The sequence below is a fragment of the Vibrio navarrensis genome (assembly GCF_000764325.1).
Taxonomy (GTDB): Bacteria; Pseudomonadota; Gammaproteobacteria; order Enterobacterales; family Vibrionaceae; genus Vibrio; species Vibrio navarrensis.
In genome coordinates, this window is sequence record NZ_JMCG01000001.1 from 3,094,070 (window position 1) to 3,119,630 (window position 25,561).

Consider the following 25,561-nt stretch of genomic DNA (forward strand, 5'->3'; position numbering starts at 1 on the left):
ATGGATACTATCGATGGAATGAGAACAGTGGTAGCCGTCATAGAGACAGGCTCATTCACTGCCGCTGCAGAGCGTTTAGGTATTTCTAAATCTCTTACCTCCAAATACGTTAACAGTGTCGAAGAGCAGCTCGGTGTCAAACTGTTTCATCGCACGACCCGCAAACTTTCTGTCAACCAGTCTGGCCACGAATACTACAATCAAGCGCAACATGTTTTGGCCAATCTTGATAAGTTGTACCAGCAGCTCCACGCCAAAAACAGAGAGGTCTCTGGGTCTCTGGGCCTTTGCGTATAACGGCCTCGCAAGGTTTTGCCGAGGAACTATTAAGTCCGCCTATTCCTGAGTTCCACCTTCGCTATCCAAATATTCAAATTGATATCATCGTTACCAATCAGAAGCTTAACTTAGTTGAGCAAGCGATAGACATCGCGTTTCGTGCCAGTGAACTACCAGACTCCAGTTTGAGATATCGTAAGATAATGTCACTTCAAAGCTCGGTGTATTCCGCACCCGATTTAGCAAAGCGGTATAGCCAAGGTATGTCGCTGTCACAACTTCCTTGCCTTATCGATAGCAACCTTCACCCGACAGCACGTTGGCCCGTGGTCAGCTCTTTGGGCCAAGGGAATAGCCTTACCGTAAACACCGTTTTCAAAAGCAATAGCCCAAGGATGATCCGCCAATTGACGCTTTCAGCGGTCGGAGCAAGTTATCAGCCGGATATTATTGTGGCCCCTTATGTTAAAAAGGGCTTACTGCAAAAGCTTGATGTCGGTTTTAAGCCGCTTGAGTATCCGTTAAACGCACTATATGGCGGAGGCAATTACCAGCCTGAACGGGTAAAAGTCTTTTTGGACTTTGTGATTGATAAGCTGACGGTGTTTTTCAAGATAGTTGCCATCATTTGCTTGCTTATTAAGCAGCTTCTCTTTCTGGATTTAGGTGGACTTCACCAACTGGTTCACAGTTCCTGATATCACCAGGCCAGCGCTCAGGTTTTCGCTGTTTTGCTGCGAGCAATACCTCAGCTCGGCGCTTCAAGATCTCTTCATCTTTTCCATTATGACGCTCTGAAGGCGTGACATAATTTAGCTTACTGTGTTTGTGCTCGGTGTTGTACCAGCGCACGAAGGCTTCAACCCAACGTCGACTGCTGTCGAGACTTTCAAAGCCCTTTGTCGGCCAGTTTGGCATGTACTTTACCGTGCGGAACAACGATTCTACATACGGATTATCATCACTGACTCTTGGACGGCTATACGATGAGGTAATGCCTAACTCATCCATCTTCGCTTTGAACGTCAGCGACTTCATAGGCGCACCGTTATCTGAGTGAAGAACCAGCGGTTGACTGAAGCACTGCTCTCGCATCAACGTCCGCTGCAGGAGTTGTGAGGCTAACTCGCCGCACTCACGTTCATACACCTCATAACCCACGATTTTTCGGCTGTAGATGTCCTCAATGACGTACAGATAATAGTGCTGGCCTCGAACCTTTGAAGGCAAGTAAGTGATATCCCATGTGTAGACTTGATTCGAGCCTGTCGCCGTATAACTCGTTGGCTTCGCTTGTGTTTGTCTACTCCTCTGACGGCCTCGATGATGAAGTTGCCCTTGTGCACTCAGTACCCGATAATAGCTCGACTCTGAGGCGATATACTCACCTTTATCAAGCAGTGTCGGTACGATTTGAGTTGGAGGTAAGCTCGCGAACTCTGGGCGGTTACACACCTCGATAATGGCATCACGCTCTTGCTGAGAGAGCTTGTTAGCTGGCTCAGGTCTGGCACAGGTCGGTCTTTTATCCGCTTGAACCTCTCCTTGCCGATACCATCGACGATACGTTCTCAGGTCAATTTGAACCTCATAACAAGCTCGCTCTAAGCGGCAACCACTTTGCTTGGCATCGTGGATAAGAGCAATCAGGTGCTGCCTTTCATCGGTTGAGGTTAGTCGTCCTCTGGCTCTTCCCCGTAAAAGGCTATGAGCTTTTTTCGTAGAACCAACAGGGCAGCCGTTTCAGCGAGCGCCTTTTCTTTGTGGCGTAACTCCTTCCTAAGCTCTTTGATTTCAAGCTTATCCGCTTTGGCCTGCTTCTTTGCTTGTGCTTCCCGCTCTTTACTCGACATGAAGCCTTGCATACATTCGCTGCGCCAGCGTTGGACTTGCTCTGGAAACAGACCTTTTTCACGACAATATTGGCTGAGTTCATTCTCGGTCATCGAGTAAGTCTCGGCGACGATGGCGAGTTTAGTTTGAGCAGACCACTGCTCTGATGAAGTGTTGCTGTTTGGCACTGCGGCTCCTGAACGTCTGAGTTGCTGTCGCCAATGATACAGGGTTGCAGTGCTAATGCCTTCCTCTTTTGAAAGTTCGCTCACTGACATTGAGTATGGAGGCAGCAGCTTCTTCAATATGGCTTCTTTTCTTTCTGTTGGAATACGAGACACAATTCACTCTTACCGCCCTAGACTGGTTAAATTTTAACAGTGACAACTATCCTGCCAGAGGGGGCTGACTATGGCTAATGGAAATGACATAAATACAAAGGCTTAACCCTGAAGCGCGTATTGTCATAGATTATAGATGCCAACTTATCTAACAGGCTATTGGAACTTATGCTCAGGCAGCGATGGCACGAAACCTTCGTGATAAACCTACCTTTGGGTCAAGCGTGTCAGCGTGAACTGAGCCAGTTCTTGAATCTTTTACTACATAACTTTGTTACACTAATACGTGGAAGACCATATTTTCAGCCTGCAATCCAAAAGAAGAATAAGTTATAAATTTTAGATCACGAATTAGAGCAGCCCTGATTCATTTAACAAAAAATAAATAGTATACAAAATTCCATCAAGGTGATTTGTATCGCACAAAGATGAAACTGCGTTTCTATTAATTGTTTATTTTGCGTTATGACACGAATAAAAAAGCAAGTTAATTTGTACTAAATTTAGTGCTAGTTTCTAATATAAGAAGTAAGAAATAACTACTTACCTGTAGGTTGCAATGAGAAAAAATTCTGTTTCTTTAGTTAATAGTCAAATTTCAGGACTACCTTATGGGCCTTTATCAAAGGCAGAAGTGACCCATGAATTAGGACAGTTTATAGAGGTAATGGCCAAATGTGATAAACGCAGGGAACTAAACTTGGCTTCATTTCTTCATTAGATAAAACCAGCGGTAATTCACAGGCAATATAAATTTTTAAAGTTACCTAGCGATATTGGATTCACAGGATACGTCATATGGGCTTGGGTTGATGAACTCACGCTTTATAATTATATGACTCAGCCTAGATTTTCACTTAAGCCAATGAATTGGAATGAGGGAAGTAATCTAATTGTTGTAGATTGGTTTGTAGAAAAGAACAGAGCAAGTCAGTTGAAGAATCTATATAAACATGTCATGTTCTCTACAAACAAAAGTAGGCGTGAGATCAATATATGCATTCGAGACTCTCAAGGCAATATCATCAAAACAAATAAACGGAATGTTTATGGATGCTGAACTACTTAAAACATATAAGTGCGCTGGAAAAGATAATACTCCTATAGTCGATAATTATTTGCCCAAAGAATCCTTTGTTTTGTTCGATGCCTACAAGCTAAAAGGCACTGAGGTTGTTTGGAACAATAAAAATCTCGTTCAAGAATATGGAATTGAACTTGATGAAGACGCCATTATAAATGAGTTGATCGAAAATTTTAGCTACGTATCAAAAGGCTATGCCAAGAAAGCACGAATTATTACTAATGACAAAAAACAGTTCATGGCAGACCAGTACGGGTCTCGACATGAAATATGCAATGGTGGTAGCGCAAGGTGTGGAATAAATGGCCATTTTCAAATCAAAGGAATTGGGCGTAACCCGTTAATCGCTGCAAATATGTCTGAAAGTCATTCACACGGTAAGCTGTTTATTGATGAAGCGATCAGTGAAGCGATTTGGGGCGAAATCTGTCACAAGCATTTGCCTTACGGAGCCATACGCACACTAGCCATAATCAAGACCAACGTAAAGCATAAGTTTGGATACTTAGATGACGCACCTGCTAAACATTGTGCCCTAGCAATAAGGGAAGTATCTGTGCGCCCCGCTCATTTTGAGCGTTGTACCTTCTTTTGGCCAGAGGAAAGCTACCGTTACCTTCGTGATAATGATGCCAATCGCGTAAGAAAGGCTTCGCCCTACATCTCTCATTTGTTGTTAGGTGAAAAACAAAATGCCTCCCTAGGCGATGCCCTCAATATAGTGATCGATCGACTCGCTTGCCAGATTGCAGCATCAAGAGTAAAAGGGATCCCGCATGGCTCCTTAACAAGCTCAAATATATCGGTTGATGGTCGTTTTTTAGATTTTGGCACTATAACCGCTGTACCCGATTTCGGTAACTATGTATTGGCAAATGGTGTCGGAGCTGTATGGGATGATCATGAACTCATAGAGTCATGGCTGGTTAACTTCATTGATACTGTTAATCATTACTCGGAAGGCGACTTGACTCCAAGTCAAATAAGAGAGTATTCATCAAATTTTTCTAGATTACTTGATGAATATGAGAATAACTTCCTGTTAGTAGAGCTAGGAATAGAGGACCACTCAGAATCGAATTTGCAACAAGTGAGCCTTTTAAAAGATAGCCTTAAAAGCAAAGAGCGAAAGTTTATTACTCGCTTTAATGATGAAGACTTTCGTCAGAATGTCCTCTTTGAAGCAAAAGCCCTCGGTCTCGATGTTAATTTTATAGGCTTCCCTTTACGAAATGCCAAATATTCATCTTTTACCATGCTCCAAGGTCATTTAAATACAAAGTACGACTATCAATCTGTTAGTCAACTTATTAATATTTATTTATCATAAGTGAGATGACTATGATTGATGTTATAGAAATAATCTTAATTACTACGTCTTTATTATCATTTATTACAACTCTTGTTTTGTTTGGCTGCTATAAACTTAGAAAGTCAAACGTAAGAATGAAGAAGATCCAACAGTTTCTGTATTTTTGCCTTTTTATAATGAAAATGAAGAACATTTAATCTGTGTATTGAGCAAGCTAAATGAACAGCGTTATTCAAGTCGAATTCAGGTTATTGTTATTGATGATGGTTCAACAAATAATGCAATCACTAAAGTTACAGAGTGGATAATCAAAACCGAGGTAAATCATGACTTCCAGGTTGTAGAAAGGAAAATTAATGGTGGTAGGAAAGGATTTGCTTTAGATCATGTGCTAGAACTTGGCATAGCTACTGGGGAAGTGTATGTCGTTGTAGACAGTGATACCTATATTGAACCTAATGGTATCTATGAACTGGTTACTAAACTTTGGTCTGATGATAAATACGCCGCCGTTTGTGGTTATATTACACCAGAAAATCATAAAGACAGTTTCCTCGGTAAATTGCAACACTATGAACATATTAGCTTTTATGGCGCGATCAGAGCCGCACAAGACAAATTAGGATGCGTTCCGGTATTGGCAGGGGCCTTTGTGGCCCACCGAGCTTCAGTAGTCAAAAAGCTAGGTGGATGGAGCGAGTGGTTAGTTGAAGACATCGCGTGGTGCTGGAAGGCAATATCCAACGGGTATCGCACAGGTTATGCGCCCAAAGCAAAAGCGACCACGCAGTGTCCAACTGATGCTAAGGGTTTGTTTTATCGCCGCAGGCGCTGGGCTCGGGGACGAGTAGAAGCTTATACCGAAGCTTGGAAGACACATTGGGTAGCGGGTTTGTGTGCCTCTCCTTGGTTTCTATTGACTGCAGCCCAGTACATATTTCCTTCTAGCATTATTTTATTCGGATTTATGGTAGCAACGGGTATTTGGATTCCAATAGTCATTGGTACAGCTAATATATTTATTTACTTTTTACTGGTGCACTCCTATATAAAAGATTTTGATTTATCTTCAGATTTTTCAAATCGACAGGTTTTCAAAGCACCAATCTATTCCGCTTTGTTAGAATCTATTACATGGCTACCAAATTTACTCGGATATGCGGATGAGATTTTGGGTAAGAAGAAAGATTGGTTGACAAGATAATCTCTATGAGCGCAGTACTCTTTTACTGTAATTTAAGATAAGGAAATAACTTATGTATAATTTAAGTATTGATGAAATTTCAATGGTTGATGGTGGTGGCGAACTTGGGGAGGCTCTAAGGTATCTCAGTGGTCATGCCCCAGATTTCATTAATGCTCAAGCAAACAGAAATTATGCTGAATATAACGCAGCCCGAGCCGCTAGAAATGGCTATCCAACAGGCTCTCGCTCTGATATGAACTCTCCTGGCGACCAACGCTCAGGCGATCTCATTGGAGGAAGGTAGCTTTGGACCCTGTGTTCAGGTTTCGACTAGTAGCGACAATATACCTAATTTTAGAGATATCTGCATATATTATTTATGAATCAATAAATAGCCATTTACCGCAATATCTAAAGGATTATGAAGCACTTGATTCTTCATATGTGCATGATAATTATAGAATGTTATTTTATATGATATTATTATCTCTAGTTTTAGTTCATGTAATATCTACTTTTCTATTGATGATAAAAAAATGGAGTTGTAAATATTTATATATTATATCTGGTATATCTCTTTACTTAATTTCTCCGCTGTATGGCCCAGTCGTTGAGCATGGTTTTACAGCAATGATATCAAGTGTCGCATCTATATTTTTTGGTATGAGTGTGATCTGTTTATTTTGGTTAAGTGAGAAGACTGCCGAACAGAGCTAGTTTGCTAAACTATGAAAATAAATGAACGAAAACTACTTTTAATAGTATTTCCACTACATTTATTTATTATCGAAGTACTTGATTGATTATATTTTTGACTGGTAAGTATAACTGTTCTCTAATGAAAGTGGCAATCTCTCAAAGCATTTAATATAAGGAGCTAGTTTATGTATAACTTGAATGATGAAGAGATCTTGATGGTCGATGGTGGTGGTGACGGTTCTTCTATTGAGGACTATGCATACAACAAGTTGATGTTACAAGGGTTTAATTACATCTTTGGAAATAACAATGGAAGCAATAATGGAAGCAACCACAATGGGGGAGCATACCATGGTCATGCTGGTGGAATGGATGGTTCATCAACAGGTTTTGGACGATAGTCTTCTGAAAGAAGAGATATAAGATATCCTCCACACTAGAGGTAATAGTGTGGAGGCTTTAAATTGCGCCGAGTGCATTTTTCTCGATGTTTAAGTCAAAATTGAGCAAAAACACTCATGCGTTAACCCTGAGTTAGACTTGTATTGAGATGATGGAATGAATAAATTGGTTTTTTTTTATAGAATAGTTATGGTTTCATTATTTACTATTCTTTTTACAATGTTTGTTCAATTTATTATAAATGGTATTGTTGAAGTAGATAGTCAGAATGTCACTGTAACTAAACTACCATTTTTTAAGTTTGTTTTTCTTGCTCCAGCATTAGAAAGTCTCATCTCTTTTATGGTTATATTAGTTTTGGCAAATTTCTTTGGGGGAAAAATAACCAGTATATTTATAGGTTTACTATGGGGTGGACTTCATTCTACTATGCTATATGGATTATATCAGGTTGGTTTTTTTATAATAACATTTTCCGCATTTTATCTTTATAGTAGATTATATTTTCATTATAGAAATTATAGCATATTTATTGCAGTAATTTCTATGCTCATCCCCCACTCTCTTCACAACCTTTATGTATTCATCTTAAGCATGAAATATACATAAAATCATTATAACCAATATAGACATGTTCAATATTTACAACACTTTTAAGATTTGGCACTATATTATGAAGAATATTAAACTATTAATTCCCCGCACTGATAAATTATATGTTAATTGGGCATTAACAAACCAATGCAATTATAGCTGTAGATACTGTCATGAGGATCTGAACTCTGGTAATATAAAAGAACCGAATGAAGGTAAAGTGCTCTATTTTTTGGAAAAATTAATAGTAATATCCAAGAAAAAAAACAAAATACTATATGTTGAATTTGGCGGAGGTGAGGTAAGTCTCTACCGGAGTTTTCACTCTGTAATAAAAACCATACACCAAAATAATGGTTTAGTCACGATCGTTTCAAATGGCTCAAAAAGAATTTCTTGGTGGGAAGAAAATACCAAGTACTTATCTGGAGTGAGTCTTAGTTATCATATTGAAGACATCAAAAGTGAATCTCATTTTATTGAGGTATCTAAAGTTCTAGAGGCTTCTCGAACCAGGGCGTCCGCATGAGTGGTTAGAATTTAGTCATTGACTTAAATCCAGCGACTAAGACTTGCTCCAAGAAGCCGGGGTTCATCATGCAACGTTTCTGCTTCATTGGCACACTAATTTTGCTTGGCTCAGCTCTTAGCATGTTAAGCGCCATGTGTCTTAAACCTGCCAAATTTTCAGCCGCGTTTTGTCGGTAAATCTGACAAGCATCTTCTCGCATGCTCACATCTAAAATCCAGTGCATTGACTCTATGCCCCAGTGGGCTCGAATGGCATTTCCTGCCTGCTCCGCGGTCAGGTCTGCTGAACTTATGTAGTAGCGGTACTCCAGCTTTGGCGCTTTACCTTTGGCAACTCGGTAATTTTCAACCATGACAATACTGGCGAGTCCGCTCCACGTTGAGAAGTCACCCTCTAACTCACTAGCCTTGAGTACATGGCAAGTACGTGCTTCAACGCGGCCTTTTTGTTTCTCGATTTGATAGGTGGTTTTGTCAATCGGGGCACGGCGGTGTGGGGCGAAGGCTGTCTGTATGGCTGCCGACAACTTGCCTTGATTCCCCTTTACTGCCAACAAGTAATCACCGCCCTTGCTAGTGATCGCCTTGGCAATCTTGGTCTGGCAGGCCATCGCATCAATCGTCACGATAGCTCCTCGCAAGTCGAGCATCTTAATAAGCTCTGGAATCGCGGTAATTTCATTGCTCTTATCGTCAGTTTTGAGTTGGCCCAATACCAGTTGGTTGGCACTTGCATAGGCGCTCACCATATGGATGGTGCTTTTCCTGTCGTCTCTATCGTAGGAGCCGCGCAAAGTCTTGCCATCAATGGCAACCACCTCACCAAACGTCATGGTATGTACCGCATTCATCCAACCCAGGAAGCAGTCGCGAAACTCGGCAGGATCAATATTTGCAATCAAACGAGCAAAGGTATCGTCGACAGGCACACCGTTTTCAAACAGTCCCTGTTTAAGAAACCACTCATGGTGGCCAAGAACATATTCACGAATGTCAGTCCAGCCTTGACCTCCGGCTATCACGGCACAGATAGACCCAAACAAAATATCAAACAGAGGATAATCAACTTTTGCACTTTGCCGTTTGTCACGGATGATACTGAAATGCGCTTTGATGGTATTAATATTCATGGTCGCTCCCCAAAAGAAGAGCATAAGATCACAGACCGTGCTTCAGGTCAAATTTAACCTTGCGTTGTACAAGAAATGTTCATGATCTTGCCCTGCTTTACCCAGCGGGCTAGACTCAAGCACTTTCTGAGTTGTCATCCATTCATAAAGCTCATCCAGTATCGGCTTAGCATGCTCTTGGCGCTCTGCTTTCCGTTTTTCGGCACTGGCACCTTTTAAGCGGGATTCTATCCCATAGAGTTTCTGGATTTTGGCCAGCGCTTTATCCGCTTTGCCTGACTTACCTTTGCCTTGAAGCTTTTTCGCGTCCATGAACTTGCGCCGAGCATGCGCAAAGCAACCGACATTGGTGACTCGATGAAGCCCATCATAAACACCATAGCCATCGGTTTGCAGATACCCATCATAGTCGCCCAAGAAGGCAACAGGGCACGACCTCGCGCGACTGTTTTGATAGTCATACAAGACGATATTTTTTACATTGGGCAGTGCGGCATCTGGCGAGTCCGCGCCCGAGCAGTAGAGCCACATGTAACACTGTTTATCTTCTTTGAGGACATTGAGCGGCGTTTCATCCGCCTGAATCACCATTTGCTCAAGTAGGTGCGCTTTCAAGGCCGCATAAAGTGGAGCGAACTTCTCACTGACTTGGATAATCCACCTTGCCATGGTGGTGCGCGAGAGTTCGATACCCGACTGGGTAAACAACGACTCTTGTCGATAAAGTGGCATCGCGTATTGGTATTTGCCGAGGATGATATTGGCCAACAAGCTTTCTGTAGCGAAGCTTTTAGGGATAATACTTTGCGGCGCTGGCTTTTGAACGATGCGGCTGTTGTCCTGAGTTTGCTCGCATTGGCGGCAAGCATATTTAGGACGAACATATTCCAACACTTTGAGTACCGCTGGCGTGAACTCAAGTTTCTCGCTACGGTCTTCACCGATTTTATGCAGGTGATGTTGGCAGCAAGTGCACTGCTTTTCATCGTCGTCTAAATCAAGTTCGATAACCTCACGAGGCAAGCTCTTTGGCAGGGGCTGACGTTTACCGCGTTTCTTCATTGTGGTGGTCGTTGTGACAACATCAACCTCTTCTTCCTTAGCAGCTTCACACTCCGCTTCGTTGAAGAGGTCACCTTGGGATTCATTGTAAGGCTTTAACGCCTCTGAGCGTTTAGCGAACTGACGGTCGAAGGCAAGCTTGAGCTGTTCAAGTAGGGATTGACGCTCTTGTTGCCACTCATTTTTCTCCGACATCAGCACTTTCACCATCGCTTGTAGCTCGGCAACATCTTGGCTTTCTGGGTTGATATTTAGCGTCTTTTTCATGGCGTTGATTATACTAAAATCATGACGTTAACGCTTGGTGGATAAGAGTTTATTATCGCTTAAGTCATTGTAAAATCGTTTATTTCAATGGGTTTATGGCCGATAATCGTGAAGCCAGAAAGCAGTCTATCAAGCTCGAATTGAGTTAGGGTAAACACCTCATTTTGCTCTTTGGAAGGCCACTTGTACTTGGCTTTTTCGAGGCGCTTGTACCAAAGAGCGAAGCCTGTTTTATCCCAGTACAACACTTTGACTTTATCGCGCTGTTTGTTGGTGAATAGGAACAGCGCACCACTGCCCAAGGGTAAGTCGGTGTCACTTTCGATAATCGCCGCGAGGCCGTTGATGGACTTTCTAAAATCGACGCTTTCGCGATAGAGATAGATTTCGGGAGCACTGAGCATACGTTTCATGACAGCGCACCGATAAGCTCTGCGAGATAGGTCGCTGGCGTGCCTTGTGGGATGCTCAGTTCAACATCATTGACGAGCAGGGTCATATTGGCAACGGCAACGTGAGTGGCTTGATACTTTGTGGTCTTTTCAACGACTTCTGTTTTAACAAAGCCAACCGTGTTCGGTTTTTCGCAGTGCTTTAACTGTTGGCGCTTAGCGTAAAAAGTGGAGAGACTCAGTCCGTTACGTTCACAGAATAATCGTTGTGATAACTGGCTGGATTCATAGTGTTCGAACAGGGTTCGCCATTCTTGGTTAGTGCGTCGTTTGGCCATTTCAAATCTCCTTTGGGTTGGAGGTTTGATCTTATTATTCGGGCTAGACGATTAGAATGCGGGGTTTATGATGCGCTTAGAACGCTAGGCAAAGCTGGCGAATAAATAATGGGTGGAAGTCCCATCTCAGTAAGGACTAACCATCCGCTGGGTCCTCGAGCTATGCGCTGAGTGTGGGTAACTGCATTAGTGAAGTGTTAGTAGAGGCATCTGTAGGCTAAGTATTGAGCCACGAAATTCAGTTTGGAAGTGGAGATGTTGTTAAGCGAAGCAGAATCCAATAGTGACAAGAGCGTAATTTGGTGAGTTCTTGGGCACACTTCCCGGGGTCGGAGACCTTATGCATACAGAGAAATTTATACGCCGGAACCTAGGAGATCCTATACAGTCCCGGTAAGTATCAACCGGGCATAATTATTGAACCCTCTCAGGCAAGATAAATATGGTATAGGAAGTCGGACAGGATAATAGTACTGATGAAACAGACGAACAAAACTCGTAAAACAGACGCGGAGTCTGCGGAGGGAAGTATCCTGACCAAGGGGAATGGTCAACAGTCTAACCACGGCCAGACACAGAGCTGGATCCCCGTGATGTCAAAGTTGGTGGCCATACGCAAACTCGCAGCTCAAAATAAGACACTGAAGTTTAACAACCTTCTTCATCTTATAACGGAAGAATTGCTCATGGAGTGCTTTTACACTCTCAAGCGTGATTCTGCCGCAGGGATCGATGGGGTAACATGGGATAAATATCAATTATTCTCAAAACAGCTCATCAAGCAGCTATGTGAAGATATTCAATCAGGACGATATAAGCCAAAACCTGCCAGAAGAATTTATATCCCTAAACAAGACGGTAGTCAGCGACCGCTGAATATCCCCCCTCTGGCAGGATAGTTGTCACTGTTAAAATTTAACCAGTCTAGGGCGGTAAGAGTGAATTGTGTCTCGTATTCCAACAGAAAGAAAAGAAGCCATATTGAAGAAGCTGCTGCCTCCATACTCAATGTCAGTGAGCGAACTTTCAAAAGAGGAAGGCATTAGCACTGCAACCCTGTATCATTGGCGACAGCAACTCAGACGTTCAGGAGCCGCAGTGCCAAACAGCAACACTTCATCAGAGCAGTGGTCTGCTCAAACTAAACTCGCCATCGTCGCCGAGACTTACTCGATGACCGAGAATGAACTCAGCCAATATTGTCGTGAAAAAGGTCTGTTTCCAGAGCAAGTCCAACGCTGGCGCAGCGAATGTATGCAAGGCTTCATGTCGAGTAAAGAGCGGGAAGCACAAGCAAAGAAGCAGGCCAAAGCGGATAAGCTTGAAATCAAAGAGCTTAGGAAGGAGTTACGCCACAAAGAAAAGGCGCTCGCTGAAACGGCTGCCCTGTTGGTTCTACGAAAAAAGCTCATAGCCTTTTACGGGGAAGAGCCAGAGGACGACTAACCTCAACCGATGAAAGGCAGCACCTGATTGCTCTTATCCACGATGCCAAGCAAAGTGGTTGCCGCTTAGAGCGAGCTTGTTATGAGGTTCAAATTGACCTGAGAACGTATCGTCGATGGTATCGGCAAGGAGAGGTTCAAGCGGATAAAAGACCGACCTGTGCCAGACCTGAGCCAGCTAACAAGCTCTCTCAGCAAGAGCGTGATGCCATTATCGAGGTGTGTAACCGCCCAGAGTTCGCGAGCTTACCTCCAACTCAAATCGTACCGACACTGCTTGATAAAGGTGAGTATATCGCCTCAGAGTCGAGCTATTATCGGGTACTGAGTGCACAAGGGCAACTTCATCATCGAGGCCGTCAGAGGAGTAGACAAACACAAGCGAAGCCAACGAGTTATACGGCGACAGGCTCGAATCAAGTCTACACATGGGATATCACTTACTTGCCTTCAAAGGTTCGAGGCCAGCACTATTATCTGTACGTCATTGAGGACATCTACAGCCGAAAAATCGTGGGTTATGAGGTGTATGAACGTGAGTGCGGCGAGTTAGCCTCACAACTCCTGCAGCGGACGTTGATGCGAGAGCAGTGCTTCAGTCAACCGCTGGTTCTTCACTCAGATAACGGTGCGCCTATGAAGTCGCTGACGTTCAAAGCGAAGATGGATGAGTTAGGCATTACCTCATCGTATAGCCGTCCAAGAGTCAGTGATGATAATCCGTATGTAGAATCGTTGTTCCGCACGGTAAAGTACATGCCAAACTGGCCGACAAAGGGCTTTGAAAGTCTCGACAGCAGTCGACGTTGGGTTGAAGCCTTCGTGCGCTGGTACAACACCGAGCACAAACACAGTAAGCTAAATTATGTCACGCCTTCAGAGCGTCATAATGGAAAAGATGAAGAGATCTTGAAGCGCCGAGCTGAGGTATTGCTCGCAGCAAAACAGCGAAAACCTGAGCGCTGGCCTGGTGATATCAGGAACTGTGAACCAGTTGGTGAAGTCCACCTAAATCCAGAAAGAGAAGCTGCTTAATAAGCAAGCAAATGATGGCAACTATCTTGAAAAACACCGTATCCTATGCATTAGGGACAAAATTGTTCAACAAGCAGTCAGTAAAGTTCTAGAATCGATCTATGAGAGCGACTTTATGGGCTTTTCATATGGTTTTCGACCAGAGCGGAATCAGCATCAAGCTCTTGATGCACTGTATGTTGCTCTCAACCGGAGAAAGATAAACTGGGTGCTTGATTTAGATATAACCAAGTTCTTTGATACTGTAGAACATGATTGGTTGATCCAGTTCTTAGAGCACAGAGTCGCAGATAAACCATTGCTCAAAATTATTACCAAATGGTTAAAAGTAGGGTACGTTGATGAACATAACCAGCGAGTTAAATCGCTCCTCGGGACTCCTCAAGGATCGGTGATCTCACCATTGTTGGCAAATGTTTATCTTCATTATACTTTTGATCTTTGGCTGAACCGAGAACGGCATCGAAGTGCAACTGGCGATGTCATCATGGTTAGGTACGCTGACGATGCTGTTATCGGTTTTCAGCATAAAAATGATGCAAATGCGTGTTTAGAGGGGTTGAAAAGACGCCTCTCTCAATTTGGCTTATCCGTTCATCCGGACAAAACCAAGTTGATACATTTTGGACGATTCGCTTTTGAAGACTTTAAAAGAGGGAAAGTTCAAAGACCAGGAACCTTTGATTTCCTTGGATTCACACATTACTGTGACCTGACTAAGAGCCAAAAGGCCATAATGATCAAGCGGAAGACAATCAAAAAGCGACTTATCAGTAAGATAAAATGGGTCAGACAGGAGCTAAAGAAAAGGCTTCACTTACCGCCGTGGAAGGTTGGAAAGTGGCTGAATCAGATTATTCGAGGGCACATCAACTATTATGGTGTCCCAATGAATGGTAGCTCCCTAAATCTGTTTATTACAGAGATCACTAATGCATGGCTAAAGCAACTGCGAAGGCGTAGCCAGCGTCATAAAATGACATGGTCACGTTTTAGGAAATTAGTTGATTACTGGATCCCCAAAGCAAGAATTGTCCACCCTTATCCTGAGCAGCGATTTGACGTTAGACCCAAGGTAGGAGCCGTATGCGTTAGTAGCGCACGTACGGATCTGTGCGGGGGGTAGCGGGTGACCGCTATTCCTACCGCGACCATCGTAAGCGTGTTGTTCGACTCATGCGCGATATGGGGATTGGGGCGATTTATCCCAAGCCCAAAACGACGCTGGCTAACAAAGCACACAAGGTGTATCCCTACCTGTTGCGTGATATCGAAGTCACTTACCCAAACCAAGCTTGGGCGATTGATATCACGTACATCCCGATGGCGAAGGGGTTCCTGTACCTCGTTGCGATTATCGACTGGTATAGCCGCAAAGTGCTGGCTTGGCGACTATCCAACACCATGGACACGAGTTTTTGTATCGAAGCGCTTGAGGAAGCGCTGAAGCATTATGGGCCACCTGATATCTTTAACTCAGATCAAGGCAGCCAGTTTACCAGCACAGAGTTCACACAGAAGTTAATTGAACATGACATACGTATAAGCATGGACGGGAAAGGCCGCTGGGTTGACAATGTTTTCATTGAGCGATTATGGCGAAGCCTGAAATATGAGGAGGTTTACTTAAAGGCTTATACCACGCCCCGTGAAGCCGAGCTTGAAATCGGCAACTACATGGTGTTTTATAATGAAGAGCGTAACCATCAAGGACTGAATAACCTCACTCCTGATGAGGCCTACTTCGGTAGGCAAAGATACGCAGCATGAGCTGGGTCAACCACTTAACAAATGAGCTTATGTGTCCAACCAGCGGGGTCCACTTCTGAATACGCCTTTGGATAGACTTATAAATAGTAAGAAGCAATAAGCTATCTTTATCATGGTTAGAACGGTGTTAGCACACCGTTCCGCCAGTGTGTTTGGTGTCTTGTTCTGTTTCAAGGCAGGTCAGTATCATAATTTCCAAGCCATGTACCAATGTCTCCAAACCAGGGCAAGATCATGAACATTTCTTGTACAACGCAAGGTTAAATTTGACCTGAAGCACGGTCTGTGATCTTATGCTCTTCTTTTGGGGAGCGACCATGAATATTAATACCATCAAAGCGCATTTCAGTATCATCCGTGACAAACGGCAAAGTGCAAAAGTTGATTATCCTCTGTTTGATATTTTGTTTGGGTCTATCTGTGCCGTGATAGCCGGAGGTCAAGGCTGGACTGACATTCGTGAATATGTTCTTGGCCACCATGAGTGGTTTCTTAAACAGGGACTGTTTGAAAACGGTGTGCCTGTCAACGATACCTTTGCTCGTTTGATTGCAAATATTGATCCTGCCGAGTTTCGCGACTGCTTCCTGGGTTGGATGAATGCGGTACATACCATGACGTTTGGTGAGGTGATTGCCATTGATGGCAAGACTTTGCGCGGCTCCTACGATAGAGACGACAGGAAAAGCACCATCCATATGGTGAGCGCCTATGCAAGTGCCAACCAACTGGTATTGGGCCAACTCAAAACCAACAATAAGAGCAATGAAATTACCGCGATTCCAGAGCTTATTAAGATGCTCGACTTGCGCGGAGCTATCGTGACGATTGATGCGATGGCCTGCCAGACCAAGATTGCCAAGGCGATCACTAGCAAGGGCGGTGATTACTTGTTGGCAGTAAAGGGGAATCAAGGCAAGTTGTCGGCAGCCATACAGACAGCCTTCGCCCCACACCGCCGTGCCCCGATTGACAAAACCACCTATCAAATCGAGAAACAAAAAGGCCGCGTTGAAGCACGTACTTGCCATGTACTCAAGGCTAGTGAGTTAGAGGGTGACTTCTCAACGTGGAGCGGACTCGCCAGTATTGTCATGGTTGAAAATTACCGAGTAGCCAAAGGTAAAGCGCCAAAGTTGGAGTACCGCTACTACATAAGTTCAGCAGACCTGACCGCGGAGCAGGCAGGAAATGCCATTCGAGCCCACTGGGGCATAGAGTCAATGCACTGGATTTTAGATGTGAGCATGCGAGAAGACGCTTGTCAGATTTACCGACAAAACGCGGCTGAAAATTTGGCAGGTTTAAGACACATGGCGCTTAACATGCTAAGAGCTGAGCCAAGCAAAATTAGTGTGCCAATGAAGCAGAAACGTTGCATGATGAACCCCGGCTTCTTGGAGCAAGTCTTAGTCGCTGGATTTAAGTCAATGACTAAATTCTAACCATTCATGCGGACGCCCTGGTCTCCAAACTCATACTGGGTTGCTGGCCCAAAACCGCTTGTTGAGTGAGCAGCGGAATGTGCACAAAGCCACTGCGAATCGCACGCTGTTCGAGATGGCGCTGCACGCTGTAAAAGAGGTGATTGCAGACATACGTTCCGGCCGAATGTGAGATCTGGCAAGGAATACCGGCGTCTTGCAGCGTTTTTGTGATGGCTTTGACTGGCAGAGTTGAAAAATAGGCCGCAGGGCCTGCTGCGTCAATCGCTTGGTCTACTGGCTGATTGCCCGCATTGTCAGCGATACGAAAATCATCCAGATTGATCGCGATACGCTCAGGAGTAATGGCGTGTCGGCCTGCAGCTTGACCAAGCATAATCACCACATCTGGCTGATGGTGTTCAATCGCCTCAATAACCACTTGCGCCGCCTGATAACGCACCACAGGAACGCTGCAACTGACCACGCGTACTTGCTGCCAAGGGCTGTCACTCAGCTTTTTTACCGCTTCAAGAGAGGGGTTGATGGACTCTCCACCAAAGGGTTCAAAGCCAGTTACCAGAACGGTGCGCATGTTAAAATCTCCCAAAATAACAATGAACTACGCTAAATAGCCAAGCCACTATGCTTGCAAGTCACTATGCCTGATTTTGGCTCCGTCGCCAATCCGATTTCATCGCCAATTACCAGCATGGTTTGAAGTGACTCGAAAATGTTTGTCGAGCGCTTTGGCGTGCTACAAACAGGCTGGAAAGCAGCTAGCAAACCGGGCAAAAAGTCCCACTGAATCCCATTTTGAGCGCGGCATGCCACGCACATCCTGCTAGCTTTACAAGCACCTATCCTCACCAAGCGGGATAGGTTTTCAATACGTAACGTTTTGAGAATCAAAAGGGATCAGGATGAAAAACACAATTACTCTGTCTGCCTTGGGGGCGAGTGTTATCGCCGCGCTCAGCGCATTCAATGTCAGTGCCCATGGCTGGGTCGAATACCCCAATGCGAGACAAAATATCTGTTATGAAGATGGCGGTTTCTGGACAAATGAAATCCCCAATCAGGCGTGTCAGGCGGCGTATGATGTTTCTGGCGCGTATCCATTTGTGCAGCGCAATGAAGTCTCTGCCAATGTGCCTAACTATCGTGATATGACCCATGTAAAAGCGATTGTGGCCAATGGCGAGCTGTGCTCGGCGGGCGATGCGGCAAAAGCGGGTTTGAATCTGCCTTCACCTCATTGGCAAAGAACTAATGTCTCTTTGGATGCCAACAATCAGTTGGATTTAGTGTTTGCTGGCGTGGTGCCGCATAACCCCTCTTACTGGGAATTTTATCTCACCAAGCCAAGCTACGATCCTTCTTTGCCACTGACGTGGGATGATCTCGAGCTGATTGATAGCGCTGGCGATGTGGCGGTGGATGAGCAAAAACGCTATCGCATTAAGGTCAGCTTTCCAGCGGGGCGCAGCGGTGATGCCATTCTCTACACTCGCTGGCAGCGTGTTGATGCCGGTGGCGAAGGCTTCTACAACTGTAGCGACATCACGTTCAAAGACGGAGGAACCACGCCTCCAACCGACCCGACGGATCCACCGACTGAGCCGGGTAACAACCTGAGCGTGCTGGGCTACTTTGTTCCGCAAGGCTTTACGGTGGAATCGGGAGATACGGTGCGTTTTCGAACCTTTGATGCGTCTGGCGCAGAGTTGGTGGATCTCTCTTTACCGATCAGCGTCAACAACACCAGCACTTGGGCGGCAGAGCTGGCAGGGCAGTTCAATGGTCAGCAGCATAAAGATTGGTACATCGGTATCTGGCATCAGGAGATGAACCACTATATGTTCGATACGCGCAACTTGTTTGCCAACCAAGTCCATGCGCCAAGCGCCAATTTCAGTTACGCGCTGTCGCTGGTCAAAGGCGATATCACACCGCCGACCGAGCCAAATAACCTTTGGAATAAAGACAAAGTTTATCAGGCGGGCGATGTAGTGAGCCACAACGGACGCGAATGGACGGCCAAATGGTGGACCAAAGGTGAAGAGCCGGGTACAACCGGAGAGTGGGGCGTTTGGAAATAGTCTCGCGACTAACGATTGGCAGTGTGCACGCGCTGCCAATTCATAAACGCTTCATCGGCCAAATTGAGCATCGGCCTATCCTCTTCGGTGTCGCCATAAGCATAAATCTTGCTGTAGTCGCTTAATCGACAGTGCAGCTTTACCCGCAGTACTTTCTGTTCTCTGCTGCAATCGCCTTGTTGATATTTGCCCGTATACCGACCGCGGCTGACCGCCATTTCACTGCACAATAGCTCAATGCCTTGCGCGTCGCACCAATGGCGCAGATAGAGATCGAGCGACGCGGAGACCAAGATGATCTGATCGCCGCGCTGTTGATGCCAAGCCAGTTTCGCCATTGCCTCCGGCCGTAGGTAACGTGGAATAACCTCACGGGCAAACTGCGCTCCTATTAATTGCAGCGTCGCTTCTCGGCGGCCTTTAAACGCGATCCAACTGGCGATGGGGCGCATAAGATGACTTGGCAACAGATTGATTTTATACAGCAGATAAAACGGCGCGATCACCACTCGGCCAACCCACTTACGCGTGCCTGAGGCGGAATGGTTGAGAAAGAGTGAAAACATATCTTCGTTGGTGAGTGTGCCGTCGAAGTCAAACAGAGCCAGATTCATCACAACGCCTTGTTATCTTTTGCTTTAAGCGCCAAGTGTACCTCATCAGCGCAAAGAGGCCGAGCCAAAAGGGAAAATGCAATTGCATTAGGATTTGTTAAATAGATATGCAAAATATAGTTATAAATAATCGTGGTCTTTACCATAAAAAATCTTTTCCTTAGGCGGGACATTTTTTATTGTGCTGAGTAAACGATGACCTTATTATCCCCCTGCTTCTTGATGATAGCCAATCCGAGTACATCACATTCTGTTTTGTGGCAAGGCGATAGAGCAACTATCCAAGAGTGACTTTGACGGCGCCCGCGCGCTCTTATTGACGCTCCACTTTTCATCACGACTCACATGAAAAGTGCCCAACAGACTTGGAGGTTTACAATGGCTCATTCTGCATTTGGTTTTCAATCTATCTCTTCTCCTGCGCTGTCCAATGACGACATCGCGCTGATCGAATCTTCCGTTGAACAATTTGGCGCGCCGCTGTTGCTGCTTGATTGCGATATTATTCGTCAGCAGTACCGTGCACTGAAAAATGCCTTACCCGGCGTGACGTTACACTACGCGCTCAAGCCACTGCCACACCCAGTTGTGGTCAGAACGCTGTTGGCGGAAGGCGCCAGTTTTGATCTGGCAACCAGCGGAGAAGTCGACCTCGTTGCGCAAGAAAGCGTACCGGCCGAGCTGACCATCCACACCCATCCGATCAAACGTGATGCGGATATCCGCGATGCGCTGGCGTATGGCTGTAATGTGTTTGTGGTCGACAACCTCAATGAGCTGGCGAAGTTCAAAGTGTACAGCGAAGAGGTGGAATTGTTGGTGCGTTTGAGCTTTCGCAACTCAGAAGCGTTTGCTGATTTGTCGAAAAAATTCGGCTGTTCACCAGAGCAAGCACTGACCATTATTGAAACCGCTCAAGCGTGGAATATCCGCATTAAAGGCTTGTCGTTCCATGTTGGTTCACAAACCACCAATCCGCATAAATATGTAGAAGCAATCCACACCTGCCATCGTGTGATGCAGCAAGTGGTGGAAATGGGCCTACCAGCACTGAGCACGCTCGATATCGGGGGCGGTTTCCCAGTCAACTACACTCAGCAAGTGATGCCGATTGATGAGTTTTGTGCGCCGATTAACCAAGCGTTAAATGCACTGCCTGATACGGTGCATGTGCTGGCTGAACCCGGACGCTTTATCTGCGCGCCAGCGGTAACTAGCGTTGCTTCGGTGATGGGGCAAGCCGAGCGTGAAGGACAGATCTGGTATTACCTAGACGACGGTATCTACGGTTCGTTCAGTGGTTTGATGTTCGATGATGCCAAATACCCATTGGTGACCATCAAACAAGGCGGTGAGCTATTGCCAAGCGTGTTGTCTGGCCCAACTTGTGACAGTGTGGACGTGATTGCGGAAAACATCATGCTGCCAAAACTGGAAAACGGCGATTTGGTGATTGGCCGTACCATGGGCGCGTACACCAGCGCGACGGCCACAGACTTTAACTTTTTCAAACGTGCGCAGACCATCGCGCTTAATGAACAAGTGGAAAACAGCGAACGTTTGATTGGCTGATAACCCAGCCTGACGACCGCAAAAACAAAAAAACGCTCGCATTGCTGTGGGCGTTTTGCTTTTGGGCCACAAGTGGTGAATTCTAGTGGCACTTTCGCTTGTGATCGGCTTAGAGCTTTTGGTTGAACTGACTGACCGATTCGATGACTTGCTCCGCGCCAGATTTGATCTCTTCCATCAATTGCCCAGCTTGATTGGATAATTGCAACGTGTCACCAGCCTGCACTTGGCAGTCCGCGATAAGTTCAACCGCTTTGGTGGTTCTTTGTAAATTTTCTGACACCACATCGGCTATCTCTTTGGTGGTTTGGTTGGTTCTCGATGCCAGTTTGCGTACTTCGTCCGCCACCACGGCAAATCCCCGGCCCTGTTCGCCCGCTCGTGCCGCTTCAATCGCTGCGTTTAGTGCCAGCAAGTTGGTTTGGTCGGCGATGGCGCTAATATCGCCTACTAGTGCATCGATCTTCTGCGAATGTTCGTTGAGCGCTTCGATATCGCGGCTCGCGCGTTGCATCTGCTGTACTAGGCTGTCCATCTTGTTGATCATGCTTCTGACCACTTCTTGGCCTTGCGATGTCTGTTTTCCGGTCTCATCAGAGATGCTGTAAGCAAACTGCGCGGCTTCGGCGGCAGCGCTCTCCTGATTGACTTGATCGGTGATCACCGTAGCAAATTTGACCACCTTATAGAGTTCACCCAGCTCATTGTGTATCGGGTTGTAGGAGGCTTCGAGCCAGACAGTACGCCCATAATTATCTATTCGTTTAAAGCGATCAGAGACGAATTGACCAGATGCCAGTTTTTTCCAAAACGCCGCGTAGGCGGGAGAGTTGACTTCCTCGCTATGACAAAAAATGCGGTGATGTTTCCCGGCGATTTGTTCATTGTTGCTAAATCCCATACTGCGCAAGAAATTCTCATTGGCGCGAATAATTGTGCCATCAAGGTTAAATTCAATTACTGCGGTAGAGCGATTGAGCGCTTTGAGCAAATCTTCGTGCTCGCGAGATTTACTGATGGTACGGGTTAGCTCAGTGGCAAAAACGATGAAGCTTTGAACTTTACCTTTAATATTTATCACAGGTTGAACAATTGCTCTGAGCCAGGCTTCTTGGTGATTACCTTTCTCTATTTGCAAGGCACCATTCCAATGTTCACGCTTCTCAATGGCACTTTTCATCCGCGTATAATGTGGGGTAGCTCTAGCATGTTTGGGAACGAGGTTAGTGAGGTGTTTGCCAGAGATATTAGCGAGTTTAATGCCCAGTTCTTGCTCAAAATTTGCGTTGATGTCAATGACTTTCCCTTGCGGATCAAGCGTCATACGTAGCATGTCATTGTTGAGGCTCTCATTTATCTGTTCAAGCGAATACAATCTTTCTTTTAGTTCTTGGTTTTCTCTTTGTAGAGATTTATTAAAAAACATGTCGGTTTACCTTGGGCGGAGGACAGTATTAAGGATTATAGCTTTTATCACAATTGCTTACATTGTGATGTACCTTATTTCACCAAGTTAATTTAAACAACATGTTAAAAAAATAAGTATCAATAAGTTATGCGGCAGTTTCTATCATATTGAACTAGAGGGAGTTTTCCCTTTCGGCAAAATGAGCGGTAAAGCTCAATGCGAATGAGCTGAAAGAAAAAACGCCCATAGTGTGAAGTCGAGTGACGAGCTCACGATGTCTCTTCGGTCAGCGATGACGCTTAGCCCTTGTCGCTAGGCGAGCATGGCTTGGCTAGTTATACTGCCCATTCTCTTTTGCCTGAGCCGACGTTGATGAAAGACAGCCTGAGTATTCGTGCCTACACCAAGCAACTGCAAAGCCATGCACACGATGACTATCACCAGTTGGTGCTGCCCGTGCGGGGCAGTATTGATATCGAAATGGCCAGTTTTCGCGGTAAGGTGAGCGTCGGGGAGTGCGTGGTGATTGCCTCTGGTACATCGCATGCGTTTAAAGCCGATGAGCTAGCGAGGTTCATTGTCGCTGACTTAAGTGAGCTGCCAGCTTCGCTGACTGAGCAAGAATGGTTGGTGTTTCAGCTTACGCCGCCTATGTTAAGCTTTTTAAATTTCATCGAAAAGCAGCTTGAGTTTCAGGTGGATAGCGGCATTGAAAGCTCGATACTCAGCGTTTTTAACCTGCTTTTGCAGCAGCAAAACGGCAGCAAACAGATCGAGCCGAGAATACGGGCGGTGCAGCGACATATTGCGGAAAACCTCGATCAACCGCTCTCGATTGATCGGCTTGCGGCTGTGGCCTGTTTAAGCCCAACTCAGTTTAAAAAGCGTTTTAAACAAAACCTTTCTTGCAGTGTTTTGCAGTACGTCACTGAGCGACGGATGGAAAAAGCCAAAGCGCTGCTCACCCATACAGATTTGCCCGTTCAATTGATTGCGCAGCAGGTTGGCTACAGCGATCTTTCCGCCTTCAGCCGCCGTTTTTCGCTCCACTTTGGCCTATCTCCCCGCGAGTGTGCTCGCTAGTTTTGCGGCTTTGGCACAATAAATTTGCCGCTTGCCCTCACGTGAACCTTTCCCTGTACACACAGCTCGGCAGAAAGCTGATATATGCCCCGTTTCTGCGTATCGCAACGGGCGAAAATCATCACCTGTTCGCCAATTGCAATCGGTTCATGGTAGCGAACGTCGAGCCTTGCGGTCAGCGCTGGGATATTTTGCAACAGCAAACAGTGCGTCATTGCGCCATCGAGCAAGGCACTGGCGATACCACCATGGAGCAGACCTTGATAGCCCATATGACGAACCTGCGGAGTAAACTGCGCAAAGATGAGATTTTCTTCACTCAATTGGTATTCCACTCCAAGGCTGTATGGGTTTTGTTGTTCGCTGGCACAGACAGCACAGCCTTTGTGCAGGGTGAGGGCGTGATTCATGGTGATCCCGGTGGTTAGGCAAATTGAGTTAATAGCATATGCCAATAACAACGGAAGATACTGGCTGCAATCATTGTTTGCAGCCAGTGGCAGAAGTGCGCGCTTTACCCGCCGTGAAACACAAACGAGCGCATGGCGATAGAGCCGAGGTCGATGGTTTCGGTCGCAAAGAATAGCTCATCTTTGCTGCTGGAAGCGCCCGCGATAGTCAATGCTGGTGCGTAATGTTCCAGTGTCGGATTGGCCATGTTCATCAATTGTCCCATCGAACTCACATCGGCGAGCGCGGCAAAATTGCGCTCATTCAGTCTATCCGCAACAAAGCGATCGAACTCAAGTGCCCAGTCGTGCGCTTTCCCGTCAAAACGCAGCGCACGCAGATTGTGCACAATGTTACCTGAACCGAGGATAAGCACACCGCGATCACGCAGTTCAGACAAGGTCTGACCGATACGCAAATGCCAGTCCATCGTTTGAGTGATGTCGACAGAAAGCTGGAACACTGGCACATCGGCGGCAGGGAACAAGGCATCTAAGAGTGCCCAAGCGCCATGATCCAGACCCCAAGTATCATCGGTTTCTACCTGATACGGCGAGAGCAATGTTGCCACTTCACCCGCCAGTTGCGGATGCCCATTGGCCGGATATTGCTTGGCGTACAGCTCGTCAGGAAAGCCGTAGAAATCATGAATGGTGCGAGGCTTGGCAGACACATCAACCAATGTGGTGCCGCGTGTCATCCAGTGCGCTGAAATGACCAAAATGGCTTGTGGCCGAGGCAGCGACCGGCCAAGCTCCGCCCAACTGCGGCTAAAAGGGTTATCTTCTATCACATTCATTGGCGAACCATGCCCGAGGAAGACGAGTGGCATCCTCGGTGAATGTTTCAGGCTGTGTTTGAGTTTTTCTAGTGAAGATGCAAGGCTCATACTCTTTCCTATGCGGTCATGCTTTTGTTGTCGATGCAGAGAGTATCAGCCTCGCTGCTTTTCCACGCAATGGCGATTATGTAGAATAACAATCCTCGAAATGTTCTTAATTGGCGTGAAAAAATGGACTTAATTGATGGACTAAAAGCGTTTGTGGCAACGGCGCAAACGGGCTCATTTACTGAGGCGGCAGAGCGTTTGGGGGTTTCCAATCGCATCACCTCAAAATATGTCGCTCAGTTGGAAGAGCGCATGGGGGCTAGAGCACCGATCAGTTTAAAAAACACACAGTGACTTTAGACTCAAAACATGATCAAAT

General features: G+C 45.7%; 26 protein-coding genes and 3 pseudogenes. 18 read left to right on the forward strand and 11 right to left on the reverse strand.

The window, feature by feature from the left end:
* The first annotated feature begins 18 nt into the window (after window positions 1-18).
* Both EA26_RS22240 and EA26_RS13660 read left to right on the forward strand, forming a co-directional pair.
* Window positions 19-297 (forward strand): LysR family transcriptional regulator, encoded by a 279-nt coding sequence (locus EA26_RS22240; RefSeq protein ID WP_235425324.1) that lies wholly within the window; start codon window positions 19-21, stop codon window positions 295-297.
* A complete protein-coding gene (locus EA26_RS13660; RefSeq protein ID WP_226978268.1) occupies window positions 288-977 on the forward strand; it encodes a substrate binding domain-containing protein in 690 nt (229 codons plus the stop codon). Before EA26_RS22240 ends, EA26_RS13660 begins: the two co-directional genes overlap by 10 nt.
* Here the strand turns inward: EA26_RS13660 and EA26_RS13665 are convergent.
* Window positions 919-2,453 (reverse strand): IS3 family transposase gene (locus tag EA26_RS13665; RefSeq protein ID WP_404975831.1). Its coding sequence is split into 2 segments (ribosomal slippage): window positions 919-2,000 and window positions 2,000-2,453, totalling 1,536 coding nucleotides; the frame shifts between segments, so codons are not numbered across the junction. The genes EA26_RS13660 and EA26_RS13665 overlap by 59 nt on opposite strands.
* A 736-nt stretch (window positions 2,454-3,189) precedes the next feature.
* Between EA26_RS13665 and EA26_RS22610 the strand changes: the two genes are divergently transcribed.
* From EA26_RS22610 to EA26_RS13700, 7 genes are all read left to right on the forward strand, one after another.
* A complete protein-coding gene (locus EA26_RS22610; protein WP_404976609.1) occupies window positions 3,190-3,513 on the forward strand; it encodes a toxin-activating lysine-acyltransferase in 324 nt (107 codons plus the stop codon).
* Complete coding sequence (locus EA26_RS13675) at window positions 3,503-4,867, forward strand: protein adenylyltransferase SelO family protein (RefSeq protein ID WP_039428468.1); 1,365 nt, start codon at window positions 3,503-3,505, stop codon at window positions 4,865-4,867. Before EA26_RS22610 ends, EA26_RS13675 begins: the two co-directional genes overlap by 11 nt.
* Before the next feature lie 145 nt (window positions 4,868-5,012).
* Window positions 5,013-6,053: a glycosyltransferase family 2 protein gene (locus EA26_RS13680; RefSeq protein WP_226978404.1), complete on the forward strand. Its 1,041-nt coding sequence runs from the start codon at window positions 5,013-5,015 to the stop codon at window positions 6,051-6,053.
* A gap of 52 nt (window positions 6,054-6,105) precedes the next feature.
* Window positions 6,106-6,339 carry a hypothetical protein gene (locus tag EA26_RS13685; protein ID WP_039428470.1) on the forward strand — a complete coding sequence of 78 codons (234 nt, stop codon included), beginning with the start codon at window positions 6,106-6,108 and terminating at the stop codon, window positions 6,337-6,339.
* Between the two features lie 580 nt (window positions 6,340-6,919).
* The gene (locus EA26_RS13690; protein WP_039428472.1) at window positions 6,920-7,135 is read left to right on the forward strand and encodes a hypothetical protein; all 216 of its coding nucleotides are present in this window, start codon (window positions 6,920-6,922) and stop codon (window positions 7,133-7,135) included.
* 157 nt (window positions 7,136-7,292) lie between these two features.
* Window positions 7,293-7,745 (forward strand): hypothetical protein, encoded by a 453-nt coding sequence (locus tag EA26_RS13695; RefSeq protein ID WP_039428474.1) that lies wholly within the window; start codon window positions 7,293-7,295, stop codon window positions 7,743-7,745.
* 64 nt (window positions 7,746-7,809) lie between these two features.
* Complete coding sequence (locus tag EA26_RS13700; protein ID WP_152593693.1) at window positions 7,810-8,259, forward strand: radical SAM protein; 450 nt, start codon at window positions 7,810-7,812, stop codon at window positions 8,257-8,259.
* Between the two features lie 4 nt (window positions 8,260-8,263).
* Here EA26_RS13700 and EA26_RS13705 read toward each other — a convergent pair whose 3' ends face one another.
* The 4 genes and pseudogenes from EA26_RS13705 to tnpA form a co-directional block, all read right to left on the reverse strand.
* Entirely contained in the window at window positions 8,264-9,391 is a 1,128-nt protein-coding gene (locus EA26_RS13705) for an ISAs1 family transposase (RefSeq protein WP_039426512.1), read from the reverse strand.
* A 93-nt stretch (window positions 9,392-9,484) separates the two neighbouring features.
* Window positions 9,485-10,720 (reverse strand): annotated as a pseudogene (gene tnpC / locus EA26_RS13710) (IS66 family transposase); the annotation flags it as partial.
* Window positions 10,721-10,779: 59 nt separating this feature from the next.
* Window positions 10,780-11,133 (reverse strand): IS66 family insertion sequence element accessory protein TnpB, encoded by a 354-nt coding sequence (gene tnpB, locus EA26_RS13715; RefSeq protein WP_039423669.1) that lies wholly within the window; start codon window positions 11,131-11,133, stop codon window positions 10,780-10,782.
* Window positions 11,130-11,450 (reverse strand): IS66 family insertion sequence element accessory protein TnpA, encoded by a 321-nt coding sequence (gene tnpA / locus EA26_RS13720; protein WP_039423672.1) that lies wholly within the window; start codon window positions 11,448-11,450, stop codon window positions 11,130-11,132. Before tnpA ends, tnpB begins: the two co-directional genes overlap by 4 nt.
* A 476-nt stretch (window positions 11,451-11,926) precedes the next feature.
* Here tnpA and EA26_RS13725 point away from each other — a divergent pair, with 476 nt between their 5' ends.
* The 5 genes and pseudogenes from EA26_RS13725 (at window position 11,927) to EA26_RS13750 (ending at window position 17,145) form a co-directional block, all read left to right on the forward strand.
* Window positions 11,927-12,349: a reverse transcriptase family protein gene (locus EA26_RS13725; RefSeq protein WP_052079766.1), complete on the forward strand. Its 423-nt coding sequence runs from the start codon at window positions 11,927-11,929 to the stop codon at window positions 12,347-12,349.
* Between the two features lie 46 nt (window positions 12,350-12,395).
* A protein-coding gene (locus tag EA26_RS13735) for an IS3 family transposase (RefSeq protein ID WP_404975831.1) occupies window positions 12,396-13,930 on the forward strand; the annotation gives its coding sequence in 2 pieces (ribosomal slippage) (window positions 12,396-12,849 and window positions 12,849-13,930; 1,536 coding nt in all).
* On the forward strand, window positions 13,923-15,056 hold the full coding sequence (locus EA26_RS13740; RefSeq protein ID WP_502620618.1) for a reverse transcriptase domain-containing protein: 1,134 nt from the start codon (window positions 13,923-13,925) through the stop codon (window positions 15,054-15,056). Before EA26_RS13735 ends, EA26_RS13740 begins: the two co-directional genes overlap by 8 nt.
* 26 nt (window positions 15,057-15,082) lie before the next feature.
* A pseudogene (locus EA26_RS13745) lies at window positions 15,083-15,700 on the forward strand (IS3-like element ISVpa4 family transposase); the annotation flags it as partial.
* A 317-nt stretch (window positions 15,701-16,017) separates the two neighbouring features.
* Window positions 16,018-17,145, forward strand: a complete 1,128-nt coding sequence (locus tag EA26_RS13750; protein WP_039428481.1) for an ISAs1 family transposase — start codon at window positions 16,018-16,020, stop codon at window positions 17,143-17,145.
* 4 nt (window positions 17,146-17,149) lie between these two features.
* On the opposite strand, the gene pcp is transcribed toward EA26_RS13750, so the two are convergent.
* The gene (pcp, locus tag EA26_RS13755) at window positions 17,150-17,719 is read right to left on the reverse strand and encodes a pyroglutamyl-peptidase I (protein WP_081947076.1); all 570 of its coding nucleotides are present in this window, start codon (window positions 17,717-17,719) and stop codon (window positions 17,150-17,152) included.
* Window positions 17,720-18,047: 328 nt separating this feature from the next.
* On the opposite strand from pcp, the gene EA26_RS13765 reads away from it, so the two are divergent.
* Window positions 18,048-19,226, forward strand: a complete 1,179-nt coding sequence (locus tag EA26_RS13765; RefSeq protein WP_039428486.1) for a lytic polysaccharide monooxygenase — start codon at window positions 18,048-18,050, stop codon at window positions 19,224-19,226.
* An 8-nt stretch (window positions 19,227-19,234) separates the two neighbouring features.
* Here the strand turns inward: EA26_RS13765 and EA26_RS13770 are convergent, their stop codons facing one another.
* Complete coding sequence (locus EA26_RS13770; protein WP_039428489.1) at window positions 19,235-19,840, reverse strand: HAD family hydrolase; 606 nt, start codon at window positions 19,838-19,840, stop codon at window positions 19,235-19,237.
* Between the two features lie 378 nt (window positions 19,841-20,218).
* On the opposite strand from EA26_RS13770, the gene EA26_RS13775 reads away from it, so the two are divergent.
* On the forward strand, window positions 20,219-21,412 hold the full coding sequence (locus tag EA26_RS13775) for a type III PLP-dependent enzyme (RefSeq protein WP_039428490.1): 1,194 nt from the start codon (window positions 20,219-20,221) through the stop codon (window positions 21,410-21,412).
* 109 nt (window positions 21,413-21,521) lie between these two features.
* Here EA26_RS13775 and EA26_RS22615 read toward each other — a convergent pair whose 3' ends face one another.
* Together EA26_RS22615 and EA26_RS22620 are read right to left on the reverse strand one after the other, a co-directional pair.
* Window positions 21,522-21,959, reverse strand: coding sequence for a methyl-accepting chemotaxis protein (locus tag EA26_RS22615; protein ID WP_404976180.1), 438 nt, complete (start codon window positions 21,957-21,959; stop codon window positions 21,522-21,524).
* Window positions 21,960-22,058: 99 nt separating this feature from the next.
* Window positions 22,059-22,838 (reverse strand): annotated as a pseudogene (locus EA26_RS22620) (PAS domain-containing protein); the annotation flags it as partial.
* A gap of 354 nt (window positions 22,839-23,192) precedes the next feature.
* Here EA26_RS22620 and EA26_RS13785 point away from each other — a divergent pair.
* Complete coding sequence (locus EA26_RS13785) at window positions 23,193-23,903, forward strand: AraC family transcriptional regulator (RefSeq protein ID WP_039428495.1); 711 nt, start codon at window positions 23,193-23,195, stop codon at window positions 23,901-23,903.
* Here the strand turns inward: EA26_RS13785 and EA26_RS13790 are convergent.
* Window positions 23,900-24,313 (reverse strand): PaaI family thioesterase, encoded by a 414-nt coding sequence (locus EA26_RS13790; protein WP_039428497.1) that lies wholly within the window; start codon window positions 24,311-24,313, stop codon window positions 23,900-23,902. The two genes, EA26_RS13785 and EA26_RS13790, sit on opposite strands and share 4 nt — an antisense overlap.
* Before the next feature lie 104 nt (window positions 24,314-24,417).
* Window positions 24,418-25,242 carry a 4,5-DOPA-extradiol-dioxygenase gene (gene ygiD, locus EA26_RS13795; protein WP_039428500.1) on the reverse strand — a complete coding sequence of 275 codons (825 nt, stop codon included), beginning with the start codon at window positions 25,240-25,242 and terminating at the stop codon, window positions 24,418-24,420.
* Between the two features lie 123 nt (window positions 25,243-25,365).
* Between ygiD and EA26_RS20505 the strand changes: the two genes are divergently transcribed.
* Complete coding sequence (locus EA26_RS20505) at window positions 25,366-25,536, forward strand: helix-turn-helix domain-containing protein (protein WP_081947077.1); 171 nt, start codon at window positions 25,366-25,368, stop codon at window positions 25,534-25,536.
* The last annotated feature ends 25 nt before the right edge of the window (window positions 25,537-25,561 follow it).

Excerpts from the sequence above, each read along its gene's own strand:
- EA26_RS22240 (WP_235425324.1), top strand. The coding sequence starts at position 19 with ATGAGAACAGTGGTAGCCGTCATAGAGACAGGCTCATTCACTGCCGCT.
- EA26_RS13675 (WP_039428468.1), top strand. The coding sequence starts at position 3,503 with ATGGATGCTGAACTACTTAAAACATATAAGTGCGCTGGAAAAGATAAT.
- EA26_RS13685 (WP_039428470.1), top strand. The coding sequence starts at position 6,106 with ATGTATAATTTAAGTATTGATGAAATTTCAATGGTTGATGGTGGTGGC.
- EA26_RS13690 (WP_039428472.1), top strand. The coding sequence starts at position 6,920 with ATGTATAACTTGAATGATGAAGAGATCTTGATGGTCGATGGTGGTGGT.
- EA26_RS13695 (WP_039428474.1), top strand. The coding sequence starts at position 7,293 with ATGAATAAATTGGTTTTTTTTTATAGAATAGTTATGGTTTCATTATTT.
- EA26_RS13700 (WP_152593693.1), top strand. The coding sequence starts at position 7,810 with ATGAAGAATATTAAACTATTAATTCCCCGCACTGATAAATTATATGTT.
- EA26_RS13705 (WP_039426512.1), bottom strand. The coding sequence starts at position 9,391 with ATGAATATTAATACCATCAAAGCGCATTTCAGTATCATCCGTGACAAA.
- tnpB (WP_039423669.1), bottom strand. The coding sequence starts at position 11,133 with ATGAAACGTATGCTCAGTGCTCCCGAAATCTATCTCTATCGCGAAAGC.
- tnpA (WP_039423672.1), bottom strand. The coding sequence starts at position 11,450 with ATGGCCAAACGACGCACTAACCAAGAATGGCGAACCCTGTTCGAACAC.
- EA26_RS13725 (WP_052079766.1), top strand. The coding sequence starts at position 11,927 with ATGAAACAGACGAACAAAACTCGTAAAACAGACGCGGAGTCTGCGGAG.
- EA26_RS13750 (WP_039428481.1), top strand. The coding sequence starts at position 16,018 with ATGAATATTAATACCATCAAAGCGCATTTCAGTATCATCCGTGACAAA.
- pcp (WP_081947076.1), bottom strand. The coding sequence starts at position 17,719 with ATGCGCACCGTTCTGGTAACTGGCTTTGAACCCTTTGGTGGAGAGTCC.
- EA26_RS13765 (WP_039428486.1), top strand. The coding sequence starts at position 18,048 with ATGAAAAACACAATTACTCTGTCTGCCTTGGGGGCGAGTGTTATCGCC.
- EA26_RS13770 (WP_039428489.1), bottom strand. The coding sequence starts at position 19,840 with ATGAATCTGGCTCTGTTTGACTTCGACGGCACACTCACCAACGAAGAT.
- EA26_RS13775 (WP_039428490.1), top strand. The coding sequence starts at position 20,219 with ATGGCTCATTCTGCATTTGGTTTTCAATCTATCTCTTCTCCTGCGCTG.
- EA26_RS22615 (WP_404976180.1), bottom strand. The coding sequence starts at position 21,959 with ATGATCAACAAGATGGACAGCCTAGTACAGCAGATGCAACGCGCGAGC.
- EA26_RS13785 (WP_039428495.1), top strand. The coding sequence starts at position 23,193 with ATGAAAGACAGCCTGAGTATTCGTGCCTACACCAAGCAACTGCAAAGC.
- EA26_RS13790 (WP_039428497.1), bottom strand. The coding sequence starts at position 24,313 with ATGAATCACGCCCTCACCCTGCACAAAGGCTGTGCTGTCTGTGCCAGC.
- ygiD (WP_039428500.1), bottom strand. The coding sequence starts at position 25,242 with ATGAGCCTTGCATCTTCACTAGAAAAACTCAAACACAGCCTGAAACAT.
- EA26_RS20505 (WP_081947077.1), top strand. The coding sequence starts at position 25,366 with ATGGACTTAATTGATGGACTAAAAGCGTTTGTGGCAACGGCGCAAACG.